The following is a 15,329-nucleotide window of genomic DNA, read 5'->3' on the forward strand; positions in this document are numbered from 1 at the left end:
CACTCAAGCGGCAAGACAAGGATGACACGATGCGCAAGACAGTAATCATCGCGGCGGCTATGCTGACCGCAAGCACCGTTCCCGCTCTTTCTGAGGGCGATGTTGCCAAGGGGGAGGCGGTGTTCAAGCGCTGTTCCGCCTGCCACGCCATCGGCGAGGGCGCGAAAAACAGGGTCGGCCCGCAGCTTAACGGTATCATTGGCCGTGCAGCGGGCGGCGTGCCTGACTATACTTATTCGGCTGCGATGAAAAAAGCGGGCGAGGACGGCCTTGTCTGGACACCGGAAGAATTGCGGGATTTCCTGAGCGCGCCGAAAAAGAAAATACCCGGCAACAAGATGGCGCTGGCCGGCATCAGCAAGCCGGAAGATCTGGACAATCTCATCGCCTATATCGAAAGCGCCGCTTCGAAGCCGGCTGAGTGAGAGCAGCACGGCTGCCCGGTGGAAGTAAAACTCCTGGCGAAGGTCAGGCGCCTGCGCGCTACACCTGGCTCACTTCGCCCTCCGCCAGCTGGGCGAGGCCCGGCAGATTGCAGACCAGAAGCTTCTGCCGCCCGCCCTGCACCAGCCCCTTGCTCTCCCAACTGCTGAGGATGCGGGAAACGGTGTGCAGTGTCGTGCCGGTCATTTCGGCTATATCCTGTCGCGAGATTGGAAAGTCGATGCGGATACCGTCCAGCTCCTTGCGCCCCGCCTGTTGGGAGAGGCGCAGCACGGCGTGGGCCACCCGGCGCTCCACTTCCTGCGTCGACATTTCGCGGATACGTGTATGGGCTTCCTCGAGACGCTGGCCGATGGTCTGCATGGCGGAAACGGCAAGATGCGGGTTCTGTTCGACGAATTGCGGCCATAGATCGGTTTGCCAGGAGAGTATGACACTTTCGGCGGCCGTCGTGGCGGTGCCGGGATAATCCGACCTTTGCAGCGCTCTTGCGAAACCGAAGAGATCACCGGGATGCACCACGCGCACGATGATCTGCTGGCCGTCATGGGTCACCTGCGTCACCTTCAGGCGGCCGTGAATGAGCAGGAAAAAATGCGTGGCCGGCTGGCCCTGCTCGAAAATGGCTTCGCCCGGCGGCACCAGCCGGGATGTGGCGTGGGTCAGCAGCCCGTCCAGCTCATCGTCGGCCATCTTGGCAAACAAGGCCAGCGACCGGATGACGCTTCGGTCAATCTTCACTTGCACCCTCTCCGGTGATTGGCCGCCGCCCTGGTTCCCGTAATCGGCGTCGCGGGTGTCGGCCTCTTCTGTATCCTCACAATACAGCACTATCACGGGCTGAAGAAGATCAAATGATATGAATCAACCGATTGTTTTTATTGACGATTATCAAGAAAACAGAGCGGTTGCGCGAAGCTTTTCGAGAAGCGGCGCATACCAGCGGGTATCCCTCACCAGGCGGAAACCTAGATTATCCGGCGGCACGCCGACGGCGCAGCCGCCGCTCTTCGGGTTCTTGACGAAGGCGCTCATCGCCGCCCGGTGTTTTCCCGAGGCGACGGGAATGCCGCAGGAGGCGACGGTATCGACTACCTCGCCATCCTTGCCGAGTGTCACGCGGTGGCTGCAACTCGAGGTCCATTCCCAGACATTGCCGCCGAAATCGGCAAGGCCATATTCGTTTTCGCCGAAGCTGCCATAGGATTGCGGAACGGGGTTGCCCGAGGCCTTTCGGCTGGTCTGTCGCTCGTAATCCGCCAGCCAGCGCAAAGCGGGGTTTTCAGTGTCCGCAGCCACACCGAGCGTCTCATCCGGGAAAAGCGACCCGGCGGCGAAGGCCAGTTCAGCGTCGCTCGGCAGGCGCCAGACCTCGCCTGTCCGCTCGCTCAGCCACTTTGCATAGGCGCGGGCGTCATCCTGGCTGATGCCGGTTGCCGGTATCGCGCCACCGACCGGAGCGGCAAAGCCGGGTTCCGGCTGCTGACAACCGCCGTCTGCGACGCAGCGCGCATAATCCGCGCTCGATACCTGATATTTCATGATCGTCAGATTTTGCCGCATCGTTACGTCAACCATCGGCCCATCGACAGCATAACCATTGCGGAAATATTCGCCCTCCGCCCGGTAGGTGAAATGTCCGGCGGGCACTGTAACGACCTGCGGAGCGATCATGGCGGCGCGTGGATCGGCGCCGCTGCGGATGATCCCGGACTGGAAACCGATGGCCGTTGCCAGCAGCGTGGCAAGCGAGAGCGGGAGAAGAAGCGAGACGACATTTGGGAAGTGGCTGTTGCCGGGAATGCCCATGGGAGCCTGCCTGCGTCGAGGAGACGCCAGAGTTCGGGCCTGCTTTCAGGCCGCATAGCAGAAGGGGGAGCGCGCCGCACCTGCTGGCGGCGCGCTCCGGTTTGCGTCAGATGCTCGATGGGGCAAGCACCGCCTGCATCAGGTTGTTGTTCCACTCACCCGTCACCTTGAAGTGGGCGGCCGCGCCCAGTTCGAAGGCTTCGATGAGGTTGTGGTTGACATAGGCGTAGATGCCGGGCTGCTCAAAGGTATAGAAGGCCGCACCCGCCGTGCCGCCGGGGATGAACCAGGTTTCCTGGTCAAGATCCGGCGGGTTGCGGAACTTGCCCGTCGCCCAGACATAATCGCCATGGCCGCCGATGAGGTGCGGACGGGTATCACGGTTTGCCTGCGAATGGACGATCAGCACCTTCTCGCCAACGGCGGCCTGAAGAGCATGTTCCCCCGTCAGGGCGCCGACTGCGCCGTTGAAGACGATGTGGCTCGGCGTCAGCTTGCGCATCACCTCCAGCGTGTCGGCCATGGCGTCGCCGGCGCTTTCATATTTCTTGAAATTGCCGTTCTCGTCGCGCGGGATGTAGAAGTCCTGCTCGCCGACATAATAAACCTTGTCATAAACAAGTTCCTTGCCGTGGCCGTCCGTCAGGCCCTCTCGCGGCAACACCATGATCGCGCCATTCATGCCCGAGGTGACGTGCCAGGGCACCATGCCGGGAGGTGCGCAGTGATAGACAAAGACGCCGGCCTTGGTGGCCTTGAAGCGCAGGATCGCTTTTCACCGGGGTTGACGATGGTGAGCCCGCCGCCGCCGAGCGCGCCGGTGGCCGAGTGGAAATCGATATTGTGCTGCAGCTCGTTGCTATCGGGATTGATGAGGGTCAGTTCGACATAGTCGTCCTGATGCACCACCATCAGAGGCCCGGGAACCGAACCGTTGAAGGTCATGGCGTGGACCTCGGTGCCCTTGTCGTCGAGGATCATCTTCCGCTCTTTGATCGTGAGCGTGAACTCGACGATCTTCGGTCCACCTTCTGCTTTCTGCGTGTGGGCGTGCACGAAGGGCGGTTTGACGAGATCAACCTTTACGCGAGGTAGCGCTGCAATCTCCGCGCTCGTCAATGGCTTGGCTGCGGCCTTCTTTTCCTCTGTCGCGCTCGCTGCCGATGGCATGATGACGGGAGCTATAGCCCCTGCAAATGCTGCGCCTGCGAGAATATTACGCCGTGTGATGTGGAAGGTTTCCGTCATCATTCTTCTCCTATCCCTCTTGGGGCAGAGCATGTTTCGCTCTGTCACGGCATTTGTAGCGGAGGGGCGGAAATACAATTTGAGATGGAGCAAACTTCGCTTTCGGCACCCTGCGACATTTTGGCAGGCGGCTGAAGGCCGGTGAGGAAGCGTCGCACCGCCTCTTTGCCTGTTCGCAAAGAAGCCGGACGGGCTTGGGTCTAGACATATGTCAAGACCAAGCAAGGAGCATTAGAATGAGTGGCAGCGAAACCGTTCTCACCCAAGGGCGCAGCCGGCCAAAGGGCGGCATTCCAAGAGGGCTGGCGCGCACCGGCCCGGTTATCTTTTCTTACGGCTTCCGGCCGTTTTTCCTCGGCGGCGCCCTCTGGGCCATCGTGGCGATGGTGTTGTGGATCGCAGCCCTTTCCGGCTTCATCGACCTCGGCGGGGATTATGGCGCACCGAACTGGCATGCCCATGAGATGCTGTTCGGTTTCGCTTCGGCAGTGCTGGCGGGCTTTCTTCTGACCGCTGTGCCGAACTGGACGGGGCGGCTGCCGGTATCGGGCAAACCGCTGGTGTGGCTGTTTGCGCTCTGGTGCGCCGGCCGGCTTTTCCTGCTTGTGCCGGACCAGGTGGGCGTGGTCACCGCCGCAGCCGTGGACGGGCTTTTCCTGCCGGCGCTTCTGGCGATCTGCGCGCGTGAGGTCATTGCCGGGCGCAAATGGAAGGACCTCAAAGTGCTGGGCGGGCTGCTGGCGCTTTCCGTCGCCAACATCGTATTCCACGTTGCAGCGATTGGGGGCGATCATAGCCAGATGGCGACCCGCCTCGCGGTCTCGGCCTACACCGTGCTTGTCATCATCGTCGGCGGCCGCATTGTGCCGAGTTTTACCCGCAACTGGCTGAACCGTTTTGGCCGCACGGATTTTCCAGTCCCCTATAACGGTTTCGACACCGCAGCCATCCTCATCGGTATCGCGGCGCTGGCCGTCTGGACAATAGAGCCCGAAAGCATCGTGGCAGTGCCAACGGCGCTTCTGGCGGCTTTCATGCACGCCGTGCGTCTTATCCGCTGGCGCGGCTGGACGACCTGGCCAGAGCAGGTGCTGGTGGTGCTGCATGTCGCCTACGCCTTCATTCCCGTCGGTTTCATTACCATGGCGCTGGCAGCTCTTGACGTCATGGACACGCGTTCCGTCCTGCATGTCTTCACCGTGGGCGTTATCGGCTGCATGATGCTTGCGGTGATGACAAGAGCGAGCCTTGGCCATACCGGACGCAAGCTCGCGGCCAGCAGGGTCACCATCGCCGCGTACGTGGCGCTGATCGCCTGCGCGCTCCTGAGACCGGCAGCCGAGTTCTTCCCCGGCGCGATGATGCATCTCTACGCCTGCTCGGCGCTCTTCTGGATCGTGGGTTTCGGTCTCTTCTGTGTTGAATATGGGCCGATCCTGACGCGTGAGCGCAAACCGCTGAAAGCCTAGATTGCTTTGTTGCGATGAGGCCAAAAAAAACGAAACGCCCCGGAAGCAATTTCCGGGGCGTTTCGTTATCGAGAGATTTGTATCCGGCTTAATGCGCGCCGGCACCGGCGCGGATGAATATGCGAAAAGCCGTGCGCGCCTCGTCGAAATTGCCGGCCCATTGATGGCCCCGTGCCAGAAGGTCCGGGTAAAGGAAAGTCGGCTCCTGCGGCATCAGCACGAAGATCACGGCGCCGGGCGGAAGGCGGTCGAGTGCTGTAAGCGTGCGGCTCGCCTGGCCTTCGGCCGTCTCGTCGCTGAGATCGAGATAGATGACAGGATCGGGCCATATCTGCGGCTCCTCGGCATTGCCCGCAAGCGCCGGTGACACGGAAATCTGTTCGGTCTCAGTGGATTGCGGCGTAAACAGCACTTCCCAGTCGCCGCCGCCGATTTCCCTCACCTGATGGTCGAAACCGCGCTCTGCCATCACCTTGAACAGCGGAACGGGCCGGAAGGTGGCGTATAATCGCAGCGCCTCACCGGGAGCAAGCCCGGCCACGGCTTCCATGATGGCCGGAAAGGGCTCGCCGCCGCTCAGCAAAAGCGGCCGGACATCGAGTTCCCTGATCATTTCCGTCATTGCATCACCTCATCTGTCGGCTGGCGGCGGCAAGGGCCGGCCGCCAGAGGTCTTTTCACCACACGGCCGGGGCAGGGGTCAATGTTCGGATCCGCAGCAGCATTCGCAGCCGGACATATCGTCCTCGGAACCTTCGGCCCGTTCTTCAAGCCGGCCGATATCGAGGCGCCAGACTTCCGGGCCCTGTTCGAGATATTCCCAGCCGAACTGACCGGGAAAATTGGTGGCCAGCTGGTAAAGCAGCGGACGGGGATCGTGATCGCTGGTGATCTGCAGCGATTGACCCTCGGTCAACGCGCTGAGCGCACCGAAAATGCGCGGATGACGTTCGCGATGCGGAATGATGCGCACATCGATATTGGTTGCGGTTTGGGCTTCGGACATAGGCTGACTCCATGGCCACGGATGGAATGATGTCCGGCGGTGCGGCCGGCCGACGGACTGGAAAAACCTATCCGCCGTGCCGTTGGGAGACATTGTCGCCGCGCAAACAAACCTGAGATTCGTCAGGTCCGTCTGCGCGACAATCAGCCGGCAAGGCTGCGATAGATTGCCGGCAGCGCCGAGGGCAACTTGGCGATCCTGTTGACGATGGCATAACCGTTCTGGCCGAACATGGCCGGAATATAAGATTGCGCCTTGCTGTCGACCGTTACGCCGAAGACGCTGACGCCCGAGCGCCGCGCCTCGGAGACCGCGCGGCGGCTGTCCTCGATGGCGAAGCGGCCCTCATAGTGGTCGACATCGTTCGGCTTCCCGTCCGTCAGCAGCAGAAGCAGCTTGCGGCGCTCCGGCCTCTCATGCAGTTTGGCGCTGGCATGGCGGATGGCGGGGCCGATGCGGGTGTAGAAACCGGGTTTCAGCGCCGCGATGCGCCGCTCGACAGCGCGGCCCATCGGCTCCTCGAAATCCTTCACCGTTTCCACCCGCACCCAGGAACGGCGACGGGAGGTGAAGGTCAGGATGGAGTGACTGTCACCGCAGGCGGAAAGCCCGTGGGCAAGCACCAGCAGCGCTTCCTTTTCCACATCGAGAACCCGGCGATTGTCGAACCAGGCATCGGTCGACAGTGATACGTCAACGAGGATCGTTACGGCAAGATCATGCGCCTGCGGGCGGCTGGCCATATGAATGCGGTCGCTGCCCTGTCCGCCGGCGGCGATATCGCTTCTGGCGCGAACCACGGCGTCAAGATCGAGATCGTTGCCGTCAAGCTGGGCGCGCAGCATCTCGTGGCGCGGTCTCAGCACCTCGAATTGCCGCCTGACCCGGCGGATGAGGCTTTTGGTGTGCGGGTCGGGTTCCGGTGCCGTCTCCGCGTCTTTCGCCGGACCGGCGATGACCCGGCAATGATCGGCGAGATAGCTGCTGCTGCGATAATCCCATTCGGGATAGGTGAGCTCTGCCGTCAGCGCGGTATGGTTCAGTGCTTCGGGCGGCAGGTCCAGATCGAAGCGGAAGCGGGCGGAAGGCCGCCCTTTTCTTTCACCCAGCGTCATGTCATCCAGCTCGTCGGCTGCACTGCCATCGGCATCGTCGCTGTCGTCCCCGGGACGGTCGACATTGACCATCTCCGCCATGGCTAGGATTTTTTCGAAACGGTTGAGGATGAAGGGGCTGCGTTCGGTCTGGCGGTTCTCTGTCTTTTCGCGCACGGCGATATGACGGGCCGCTTCCGCCCCCTGTGGTGCTGCGCTCACCGCCGGCTGGTCTTCGCTTTGCCTGGCCTCGGATGTTTCGCGCAGCAGCGTGTCCGGCCATAGCGGCACCGGCAGCATCGGCAGATAACGCGGCGGCGCTTTGGCTAGAAGACCGACGGGCGGCGGATAGCCTTCGATCCCTGCTGCATCGGCCAGCATGGAAAGCACCCGCTGTTCCACCTGCTGTTCCGCCTGCGGCAGCGGCCGCTTCTGCCGCACCGCGAGCATGGCGGCGCAAAGCCGGCGATAACGGGTCTTCATTCCGGGGAAGGTATGGATGACGGCTTTTGCCAGTTCCGTGGCGCGGTCGAGCCGGGCAAGATCGTTGCGCAACGGGTCGGCGGCCATGACTGGTTCAAGTGGCATCATCGCCATGGCGGCAGCGAGCCAGAGATAAAGATCGCGGTTGAGGCGCGGGTCGGGAAACAGATCGAGCACCGGGGGCAGCATCAGCGTGGCATGATCGCGGCCGGGCTGGGCAAGCTTTTCTTCGCCGAGACCCATGCGCTGGCGAAGCCTCAGCCGGTGTGTGGAGGTGCGGGCGCGCGCCGGGGCGATCTGCACCGCGTGTTCACCGCCAAAACCGCGGAAACATATGGCCAGCACGGCCTGCATGTCTTCCAGCTTCACGGCATGATCCGGGAAGCGCAGCCATGTGCCGGTTTCGCCGATCAGCCTGTGCCAGGCGCGGCCGACGGTTTCTTCCAGTTCCAGAAAATCCAGCATGGTTTATCCTCATGGCATCGAGCCGGAATGCGCGGGTAATACCGCGCATTCAGATATGGATATAAATGCGCCTTATCGGATGACCGCATCCGCGACTTCGTGCAGCGCGGCCTTCACATCCGGCTCGTCGGTCAGCGGTTCGATCATCGCCGCGCGCACGGCCTGACGGGCGGGAAGGCCGGTATCGATAAGGCTGGCGCAATAAACGAGCAGGCGGGTGGAGACGCCTTCTTCCAGATCGTGGCCTTTCAGGCCGCGCAGCCGGTGGGCGAGATCGACGAGCGGCTCGACATCGCGCGCATCCAGCCCGCTTTCATGCGAAACGACGGCAATCTCCTGCTCCTTCGGCAGAAAATCGAATTCAATGGCGACGAAGCGCTGGCGGGTGCTGGGTTTCAGGCTCTTTAAAAGGTTCTGATAGCCGGGATTATAGGACACGACGAGCATGAAGCCGGAGGGCGCTTCCAGAACCTCGCCGGTGCGCTCCAGCGGCAGGATACGGCGGTCGTCGGTGAGCGGATGCAGCACGACAGCCACATCCTTGCGCGCCTCGACGATCTCGTCGAGGTAACATATGCCGCCCTGGCGCACGGATCGTGTCAGCGGGCCGTCCATCCACACGGTTTCGCCGCCTTTCAGCAGGTAACGGCCGGTCAGATCAGCGGCGGCAAGATCGTCATGGCATGAAACGGTGGAAAGCGGCAGGCCGAGTTTCGCTGCCATATGGCTGACGAAACGGGTCTTGCCGCAACCTGTCGGACCTTTCAGCAGCAGCGGCAATTGCCGCACCCAGGCGCTTTCGAACAGTGTGCATTCATTGCCAAGCGGGGTGTAGAACGGCGCGTCCGGCAAAGGGTGCGGCGCGGGGCGGAAAATCGTATTCATCGTCATCTCCATGGTTGATGGTAAGGACCGGCTCTCCGGGGGAAAAGGAGAGCCGGTCCGTTTCTCATTCGGCGGGCTGCACGAGGCGGGCGACGTCGCCCTGTTTCTGCTTGCCCGGCACCAGAACTGCCCAGATGAACATGATTGCCGAAATGAGAACTGCGAAACCGGAGCCGAGGCGGATCCAGTAGAAGATCGCCAGCTGGTCCTGCACATCCATGAAGCTTTCGCCCATGACCCGCTGAAGCTGGATCTGCACCACGCCGGCAAAGGTCAGCGCGAAGGTCATGACCGACATGGCCGTGCACATGACCCAGAAGCTCGTCATCGAAAGCCACTGATTATACGGCGCGCGTTTCTTCATTTCCGGTATGGTATAGGCCATCATGGCAAGGTTCAGCATCACATAAGCGCCGAAGAAGGCGAGGTGCCCGTGGGCGGCAGTGAGCTGCGTGCCGTGGCTGTAATAGTTCACCGAAGACAGCGTGTGCAGGAAACCCCAGACGCCGGCGCCGAAGAAGGCCATGACCGAGCAGCCGATCGACCACAGAAGCGCTGCGCGGTTCTCATGCTTGCGGCCGGCCTTCCAGGTCATGACGAAGGTGAAGATGACCATGGTGAAGAAGGGGGCCACTTCCAGCGTCGAGAACAGCGAACCGATCCACTGCCAGTAACCCGGTGCGCCGATCCAGTAATAGTGGTGGCCGGTGCCGAGAATGCCCGAGAAGAGGGCAAGGCCGACGATGACATAGAGCCATTTTTCCACCACTTCGCGGTCGATGCCGTTGAGCTTGATCATCAGGAAGGCGAGGATCGAGGCCATGATCAGTTCCCACACGCCTTCCACCCACAGATGGATGACGTACCACCAGTACATCTTGTCGAGCGCCAGGTTCATGGGGTTGTAGAAGGCGAAGAGGAAGAAGATCGCCAGACCCCAGAGGCCGAAGAGCAGGATGTTGATAACGGTGGTCTTGCGGCCCTTCAGCGCCGTCATGGTGATGTTGAACAGGAACATCAGTACGACAAGCACGATGCCGACCTTGATCGCAAAGGGCTGTTCGAGGAATTCGCGGCCTTCGTGGATGCGGAACATATATCCGACCACGGCAACCGCGGCGGCCACCAGGAAGATCCAGAACTGCGCGATGGCGAGTTTGGGGCTGTAAAGCTCGGTTTCCGTTTCTTCCGGCAGAAGATAGAAGGTCGAGCCCATGAAACCCATCAACAGCCACACGACAAGTGCATTGGTATGGATCATGCGCACGATGTTGAAGGGCAGAAGCTCGGAAAGCGTATTGGGCAGCACGTAGATCGTGGCGGCGACGACGCCGAACAGGATCTGCGCCACGAACAGCCCGATTGCGCCGTAAAAATACAGCATGGCGACTTTTTGCGTCTGGTATTTCATCTCGTCATCTCCTTGCCGTCAGCCTCAACCCGCATCGTTCGGCGGCCAGTTCTGCGTCTTGATCCGGCTCGTCCATTCGAGGAAGTCGACGAGATCATCGAGTTCCTGTTCGGTGAGATTGAACTGCGGCATCTGGCGGCGGCCCTCGATGCCGGTGGGCTGGGCGGCCATCCAGGCCTTGATGGAATCGCGCGCCGCTTCCTTGTCTTCCACGCCGCCATAGCGCTTCCAGACATTGCCGAGTTCGGGCGCGAAATAGGCGCCTTCGCCGAGCAGCGTGTGACAGTTGATGCAGGAGTTTTTCTCCCACACATGTTTGCCGCGCGCGACGCTTTCCGTCAGCGTGCTTTCATCCGTCGAGGTGGTGCGCATGTAATAATGGCTATGGGCCGTCAGCCCGACGAATATGGCGAAGAAGAAGATGGAGCCGCCGTAAAAGACGTTTCGCGCTCCTGTTTTGGTCAGGCGTTCTGCCATGCCAATGGTCCTTTCCATCCGGAAGACCGCTTATGCGGACTGGCTTGATCGAACCCTCATGCCGGGATTTACCGGCAGGCTTCGGGTCTCACCCCCCTTCTAGTCGTTGGCCGCCGTCGTTCTTTGCCATTTGGCAAACAAGTGGAGAGGTGGTGTGGTCCGCCTTTTCAGAGCGACAAAATGCCCTGCAGGAACGCCCGCAAAAGCGCGGCGGCGGCAAAGATGGCCGGCCATGCCAGAAGTGCTGTGCGCAGCAGGCCACGCTCTTCGCGAAAGCCCAGAAAATCGTCGATGACGCGCCTAGATTTCAGGAGCGCGAAAAGCAGCATCACGCAGGCGGCGGCGAACGGCGGCAGAAGCGCTGCCTTCCACGATGTCACGACGGCCGTACCGGCAAGAACGAGAATGGCGAGCATGGCGAAGCTTCTTGCAAGCTGGCGGGAGGTGCGGTGGATCATGATGTCAAACCAGATAAATAACGGGAAAAATGACGATCCAGACGAGATCGATGACATGCCACAGCGTCGTCACCAGCGTGACGTTCTCGTTTTTCGGGAAGACTGCGACGAGAAACAGCAGCACGGCCACGAAGACGACATGCAGCAGGTGGAAGCCGGTGAGCAGGAAATAAAGCTCGAAGAAAGCGCCATAGGCGGGATCGGAGGCGAAGGCGATTTCGGTGGAATATTCATGGAGTTTTACACCGACGAAAGCGAAGCCCAGCAGGCCGGCAAGCACAAGTGCCCGTCTTTTGCCCGCCAGCGCGGTGTAGCGGCTGGCCGCAACGGCCGCCTGCCAGCCGCTCGCCAGCAAAATCAGCGTATTGAGACCGGCAAGCTGCGGCTGCAGATGTTGGCGCGCGGCGGCGAAGGCCTCGGGATTGAGGGCGAAGGCGATAATGAAGGCGCCGGTCAGCGCGCCGAAAGCGGCAAGTTCGCTCCAGACCAGAATCCACAAAAGCAGGTTTCCGCTTTCCTCTTCCGTATTTATCGCCATGGTCTTGTCCGTAATTGTAAAACAGCAAGCCACGCTTAGGCGTCCTCAAACCCCGCTTCTTTGCGGTCGGTCAAAGAAGGGAGCGTGCAAAGCCCTATTGTCATGACAAAGCGCAACTCTCAAAAATGGAGCTTCCCATGAACGACGCGCAGGTCGGGCTGATTGTCGCAACCCCTATTATCATTGGCTTTGCGGTGCTGTTGTACCGTATGGGTGTGTTGCAGCGCATGGGTGCGGTCTCCGCCGTGCTTGCCTCCGTGGCCATTGCTTCTGTGCTGTTCCTGAACCAGTGAGAAGACAGTCGCATGCTTGAACTTGTCGCCGCTCTTTCGCTTTTCGTGGCGCTGCATTCCATTCCCGCCGTGCCTGCCGTGCGCGGCCGGCTGATTGCGACCATCGGCAGGCCCGCCTATTTCGGGGCTTATTCCGTGGTCTCGCTTCTGACGCTGGGCTGGGTATTTTATGCCGCGCTGTCGGTCGATTATATTCCGCTTTGGGATGTCGCGCCCTGGCAGGCGCATGTCACGTTTCTCGCTGCACCAATTGGCCTGTTTTTCGTGCTGGCTGGCCTTTTCAGCGTCAATCCGCTTTCCATTTCCGTGCGGCAGGGAGATAGACCGGGGGCAATCGTGCGCATCACGCGGCACCCCGTACTCGTCGGCTTTCTATGCTGGTCGTTGGGGCATGTCGTGCCGAATGGCGATCTGCGCTCCGTCATCCTGTTCGGTGGCTTTGCACTGTTTTCGCTCGGCGGAATGGCCATGACCGAAAAACGCGCGCGGAAAAGACTGGGTAATGCATGGAGCGCGGCGGCTGCTAAAAATGCAACGATCCCTTTCGCAGCAATCCTATCAGGCAAAACGCGTCTCGTCGTGGACGGGCCGATGCTGTTAGCCGCAGCGCTGACAGGGTTGACGGTGTGGTGGCTGCTGGCCGGCGGCCATGCCGCGCTCTTTGGTGCTGACCCGATGGCCTATCTTTGATGGCTCACGACGTCTTCACCATATGCGGCTGCCATATCGGCGCCTGCGGCGCGGAAGCGATGCCGAGCTGGTCGATGGCGCGGGCGGCGAGCTGGTCGACAATATCGTCGACGCTTTGCGGCTTGTTATAAAAGGCCGGCACCGGCGGCATGACGATCGCACCTGCCTCCGTCACCGTGCACATGTTGCGCAGATGGATGAGATGCAGCGGCGTCTCGCGCGTCATCAGCACAAGTTTCCGACGTTCTTTCAAATGCACATCGGCGGCGCGGGTAAGGAGATTGTCCGAAAGCCCGGTTGCAATGGCCGCAAGTGTGCGCATGGAGCAGGGGGCGACGATCATGCCGGCCGTCGGGAAGGAGCCGCTGGCAATCGCAGCGCCGATATCGTCGATGGCGTGATTGAAGCCGGCGAGCGACAACATCCGCCCCATGGCTTGCGCCCCTTCCTCGTGCAACACGGTGCGTCTGGCGGATTGCGACAGGACGAGATGGATTTCGACGCTTTTCATCCCGGCAAGGAGCTCGACGATGCGCAACGCAATGCCGGCACCCGAAGCGCCGGTGACGCCGACCACGACGCGGCACGGGATCATGGCCGTTCTCCAAGGCCGAGATCGCGCCACATAAGATCCACCTTTGCGATCACGTCAGGCGTCATGGATAGCACGCGGCCCCATTCGCGCTCCGTTTCCGGCGGCAGCTTGCGGGTGGCGTCCAGCCCCATCTTGCCGCCGAGACCGGCTTTAGGAGAGGCGAAGTCGAGATAATCGATTGGCGTATCGTTTATGATCATCGTATCGCGCGAGGCGTCGAAGCGGGTGGAGAGCGCCCAGATGACATCCGCCCAGTTGCGCACATCAATGTCGGGATCAACCAGAATGATGAGCTTCACATAGCTGAACTGCGGCAACATCGACCAGAGCCCCATCATCACCCGCTTTGCCTGACCGGGATAACGCTTGTCGATGGAGGCGACCATGATGCGGTAGGAACAGGCCTCCGGCGGCATCCACAGATCGACGATTTCCGTAAACTGCTTTTTCACGAGCGGCAGGAAAATCTCGAGCATGGCTTCGCCGAGAACAGAAGGCTCATCCGGCGGCCGGCCGGTATAGGTGGAAAGATAGATCGGATCGCGACGCATGGTGATGGCCGAGAGCGTCATGACCGGAAAGGATTCGACCGAATTATAGTAGCCGGTATGGTCGCCATAGGGCCCTTCGAGTGCCGTTTCCGTTGCCGAAACGGTACCCTCCAGCACAATTTCGGCATTGGCCGGCACCGGCATCGGCACGGTCAAGGCGCTGGCAATGCGGCTTTTCGAGCCGCGCAGCAGGCCGGAGAAGCCAAGCTCGCTGATATGGTCGGGAAGCGGCATCACGGCGGCAAGAATGGTGGCAGGGTCGGCCCCAATGGCGACGGTAACGGGCATATCCAGCCCGCGCGCCTGCCACAGCCGGTGGTGATGCGCGCCGCCGCGATGCGCCAGCCAGCGCATGATCACCCTGTCCGGTCCCAACACCTGCATGCGGTAGATGCCGACATTGATATCGTCGGGATCGTCAGGCGAACGGGTGATGACCAGCGGCCAGGTGATGAGCGGGGCCGGCTCGCCCGGCCAGCACCATTGCACCGGCAGGCAGGCAAGGTCGATTGAGTCACCCGTCAGTACCCTTTCCTGCACCGGCGCGCGCGAGACGTTTCGTGGCCGCATGGAAAGCGCTGCTCTCAGAAGAGGTAGCTTACCCCACGCTTCGGCCATGGATTTCGGCGGCCGTGGTTCGCGCAATTCGGCGAGCGTTTGTCCAAGTGCGGGCAGGCCGCCAGTCTCCACCCCGAGCCCCCACTCGATGCGCCGTCGCGTGCCAAACAGATTGGCAAGCAGCGGTATCGCCCGCACCTTGCCCTCATGGTCGACGGGTTGCTCGAACAGCAGCGCCGGCCCGCCACCGGCAAGCACGCGGCGGTGGATTTCGGTGATTTCGTGCACCAGCGATACCGGCTGGCGGATTCGCCGCAGCTGCCCACGTTCTTCCAGCAACCGGATGAAACCGTGCAGATCGGCGGTGCGGACGGGTCTCGTTTCTGTTTCTTCGTCTCTCATGCCGCCTGTTTGCAGGCGGCAATGCGGCATGTCCTTGCGCTGCCGCAAATGCGGCTCAGTGCGAACGAAGATAGTCGGCAAGAACCAGGGCGTGGTTATGTACGGTATCGTGGGCGGCATAAAGCAGCGTGACCCGGCCCTTCGCCATTAGCTCCTTCATGTGCGCCACGGCATCGGCATTTGCGGCCAGCTCCTCATGATAATGCCGGGTGAATTCCTCAAAGCGAGACGGCATATGGGAGAAGTTCTTGCGCAATTCGTTGCTGGGCGCGATTTCCTTCATCCACAGGGAGAGCTTTGCATTTTCCTTGCTCATGCCGCGCGGCCATAGCCGGTCCACCAGAATGCGCGCGCCGTCATCGTCGCTGGCGGGTTCGTAAATCCTTTTGACCCTTAAATCGCACACGGGTGGCCTCCCTGGCTCGGCAAGTGAATGATTTATAGCGGCTTTTG

The 15,329-nt window shown here is 61.2% G+C and carries 17 protein-coding genes and 1 pseudogene; 4 read left to right on the forward strand and 14 right to left on the reverse strand.

What is annotated here, in order from left to right; all coding sequences use genetic code 11:
- Positions 1–29 precede the first annotated feature (29 nt).
- On the forward strand, positions 30–425 hold the full coding sequence (locus AGR7B_RS21520; protein ID WP_080857834.1) for a c-type cytochrome: 396 nt from the start codon (positions 30–32) through the stop codon (positions 423–425).
- 58 nt (positions 426–483) lie between these two features.
- Here the strand turns inward: AGR7B_RS21520 and AGR7B_RS21525 are convergent, their stop codons facing one another.
- The 3 genes and pseudogenes from AGR7B_RS21525 to nirK form a co-directional block, all read right to left on the reverse strand.
- Positions 484–1,185 (reverse strand): Crp/Fnr family transcriptional regulator, encoded by a 702-nt coding sequence (locus tag AGR7B_RS21525; protein WP_078053290.1) that lies wholly within the window; start codon positions 1,183–1,185, stop codon positions 484–486.
- 150 nt (positions 1,186–1,335) lie between these two features.
- Positions 1,336–2,253, reverse strand: coding sequence for an SUMF1/EgtB/PvdO family nonheme iron enzyme (locus tag AGR7B_RS21530; protein WP_080857835.1), 918 nt, complete (start codon positions 2,251–2,253; stop codon positions 1,336–1,338).
- A 106-nt stretch (positions 2,254–2,359) separates the two neighbouring features.
- Positions 2,360–3,501, reverse strand: a pseudogene (gene nirK, locus AGR7B_RS21535) (copper-containing nitrite reductase).
- Positions 3,502–3,737: 236 nt separating this feature from the next.
- Here nirK and AGR7B_RS21540 point away from each other — a divergent pair.
- Entirely contained in the window at positions 3,738–4,970 is a 1,233-nt protein-coding gene (locus AGR7B_RS21540) for an NnrS family protein (RefSeq protein WP_080857836.1), read from the forward strand.
- A gap of 88 nt (positions 4,971–5,058) precedes the next feature.
- Here AGR7B_RS21540 and AGR7B_RS21545 read toward each other — a convergent pair whose 3' ends face one another.
- The 8 genes from AGR7B_RS21545 to AGR7B_RS21580 all read right to left on the reverse strand — a co-directional run bounded on the left by AGR7B_RS21545 (position 5,059) and on the right by AGR7B_RS21580 (position 11,787).
- Positions 5,059–5,592: a DUF2249 domain-containing protein gene (locus AGR7B_RS21545; RefSeq protein ID WP_080857837.1), complete on the reverse strand. Its 534-nt coding sequence runs from the start codon at positions 5,590–5,592 to the stop codon at positions 5,059–5,061.
- A 78-nt stretch (positions 5,593–5,670) separates the two neighbouring features.
- Positions 5,671–5,976 carry a DUF2249 domain-containing protein gene (locus AGR7B_RS21550; RefSeq protein WP_162934223.1) on the reverse strand — a complete coding sequence of 102 codons (306 nt, stop codon included), beginning with the start codon at positions 5,974–5,976 and terminating at the stop codon, positions 5,671–5,673.
- 143 nt (positions 5,977–6,119) lie between these two features.
- Positions 6,120–8,018 carry a nitric oxide reductase activation protein NorD gene (locus AGR7B_RS21555; protein WP_080857839.1) on the reverse strand — a complete coding sequence of 633 codons (1,899 nt, stop codon included), beginning with the start codon at positions 8,016–8,018 and terminating at the stop codon, positions 6,120–6,122.
- 72 nt (positions 8,019–8,090) lie between these two features.
- Positions 8,091–8,903 (reverse strand): CbbQ/NirQ/NorQ/GpvN family protein, encoded by an 813-nt coding sequence (locus AGR7B_RS21560; RefSeq protein ID WP_080858202.1) that lies wholly within the window; start codon positions 8,901–8,903, stop codon positions 8,091–8,093.
- Between the two features lie 64 nt (positions 8,904–8,967).
- Positions 8,968–10,314, reverse strand: coding sequence for a nitric-oxide reductase large subunit (locus AGR7B_RS21565; RefSeq protein ID WP_080857840.1), 1,347 nt, complete (start codon positions 10,312–10,314; stop codon positions 8,968–8,970).
- A gap of 24 nt (positions 10,315–10,338) precedes the next feature.
- Complete coding sequence (locus tag AGR7B_RS21570) at positions 10,339–10,791, reverse strand: c-type cytochrome (protein WP_003520968.1); 453 nt, start codon at positions 10,789–10,791, stop codon at positions 10,339–10,341.
- Between the two features lie 167 nt (positions 10,792–10,958).
- Entirely contained in the window at positions 10,959–11,249 is a 291-nt protein-coding gene (locus tag AGR7B_RS21575; RefSeq protein ID WP_080857841.1) for a hypothetical protein, read from the reverse strand.
- 4 nt (positions 11,250–11,253) lie between these two features.
- Complete coding sequence (locus AGR7B_RS21580) at positions 11,254–11,787, reverse strand: cytochrome c oxidase subunit 3 (RefSeq protein ID WP_080857842.1); 534 nt, start codon at positions 11,785–11,787, stop codon at positions 11,254–11,256.
- A 137-nt stretch (positions 11,788–11,924) separates the two neighbouring features.
- Between AGR7B_RS21580 and AGR7B_RS21585 the strand changes: the two genes are divergently transcribed.
- Both AGR7B_RS21585 and AGR7B_RS21590 read left to right on the forward strand, forming a co-directional pair.
- Positions 11,925–12,080 (forward strand): hypothetical protein, encoded by a 156-nt coding sequence (locus tag AGR7B_RS21585; RefSeq protein ID WP_003520964.1) that lies wholly within the window; start codon positions 11,925–11,927, stop codon positions 12,078–12,080.
- A 12-nt stretch (positions 12,081–12,092) separates the two neighbouring features.
- Positions 12,093–12,770, forward strand: a complete 678-nt coding sequence (locus AGR7B_RS21590) for an NnrU family protein (protein WP_080857843.1) — start codon at positions 12,093–12,095, stop codon at positions 12,768–12,770.
- 4 nt (positions 12,771–12,774) lie between these two features.
- On the opposite strand, the gene AGR7B_RS21595 is transcribed toward AGR7B_RS21590, so the two are convergent.
- From AGR7B_RS21595 to AGR7B_RS21605, 3 genes are read right to left on the reverse strand one after another with little or no spacing between them, the layout of a single operon-like run.
- Complete coding sequence (locus tag AGR7B_RS21595; protein ID WP_080857844.1) at positions 12,775–13,365, reverse strand: UbiX family flavin prenyltransferase; 591 nt, start codon at positions 13,363–13,365, stop codon at positions 12,775–12,777.
- Positions 13,362–14,876 (reverse strand): UbiD family decarboxylase, encoded by a 1,515-nt coding sequence (locus AGR7B_RS21600; protein WP_162934224.1) that lies wholly within the window; start codon positions 14,874–14,876, stop codon positions 13,362–13,364. The genes AGR7B_RS21595 and AGR7B_RS21600 overlap by 4 nt, the downstream gene beginning before the upstream one ends.
- A 55-nt stretch (positions 14,877–14,931) precedes the next feature.
- Positions 14,932–15,282, reverse strand: coding sequence for a DUF488 domain-containing protein (locus AGR7B_RS21605; RefSeq protein WP_080857845.1), 351 nt, complete (start codon positions 15,280–15,282; stop codon positions 14,932–14,934).
- Positions 15,283–15,329 lie beyond the last annotated feature (47 nt).

Origin of the sequence: Agrobacterium deltaense RV3, assembly GCF_900013505.1 — a bacterium.
Taxonomy (GTDB): domain Bacteria; phylum Pseudomonadota; class Alphaproteobacteria; order Rhizobiales; family Rhizobiaceae; genus Agrobacterium; species Agrobacterium leguminum.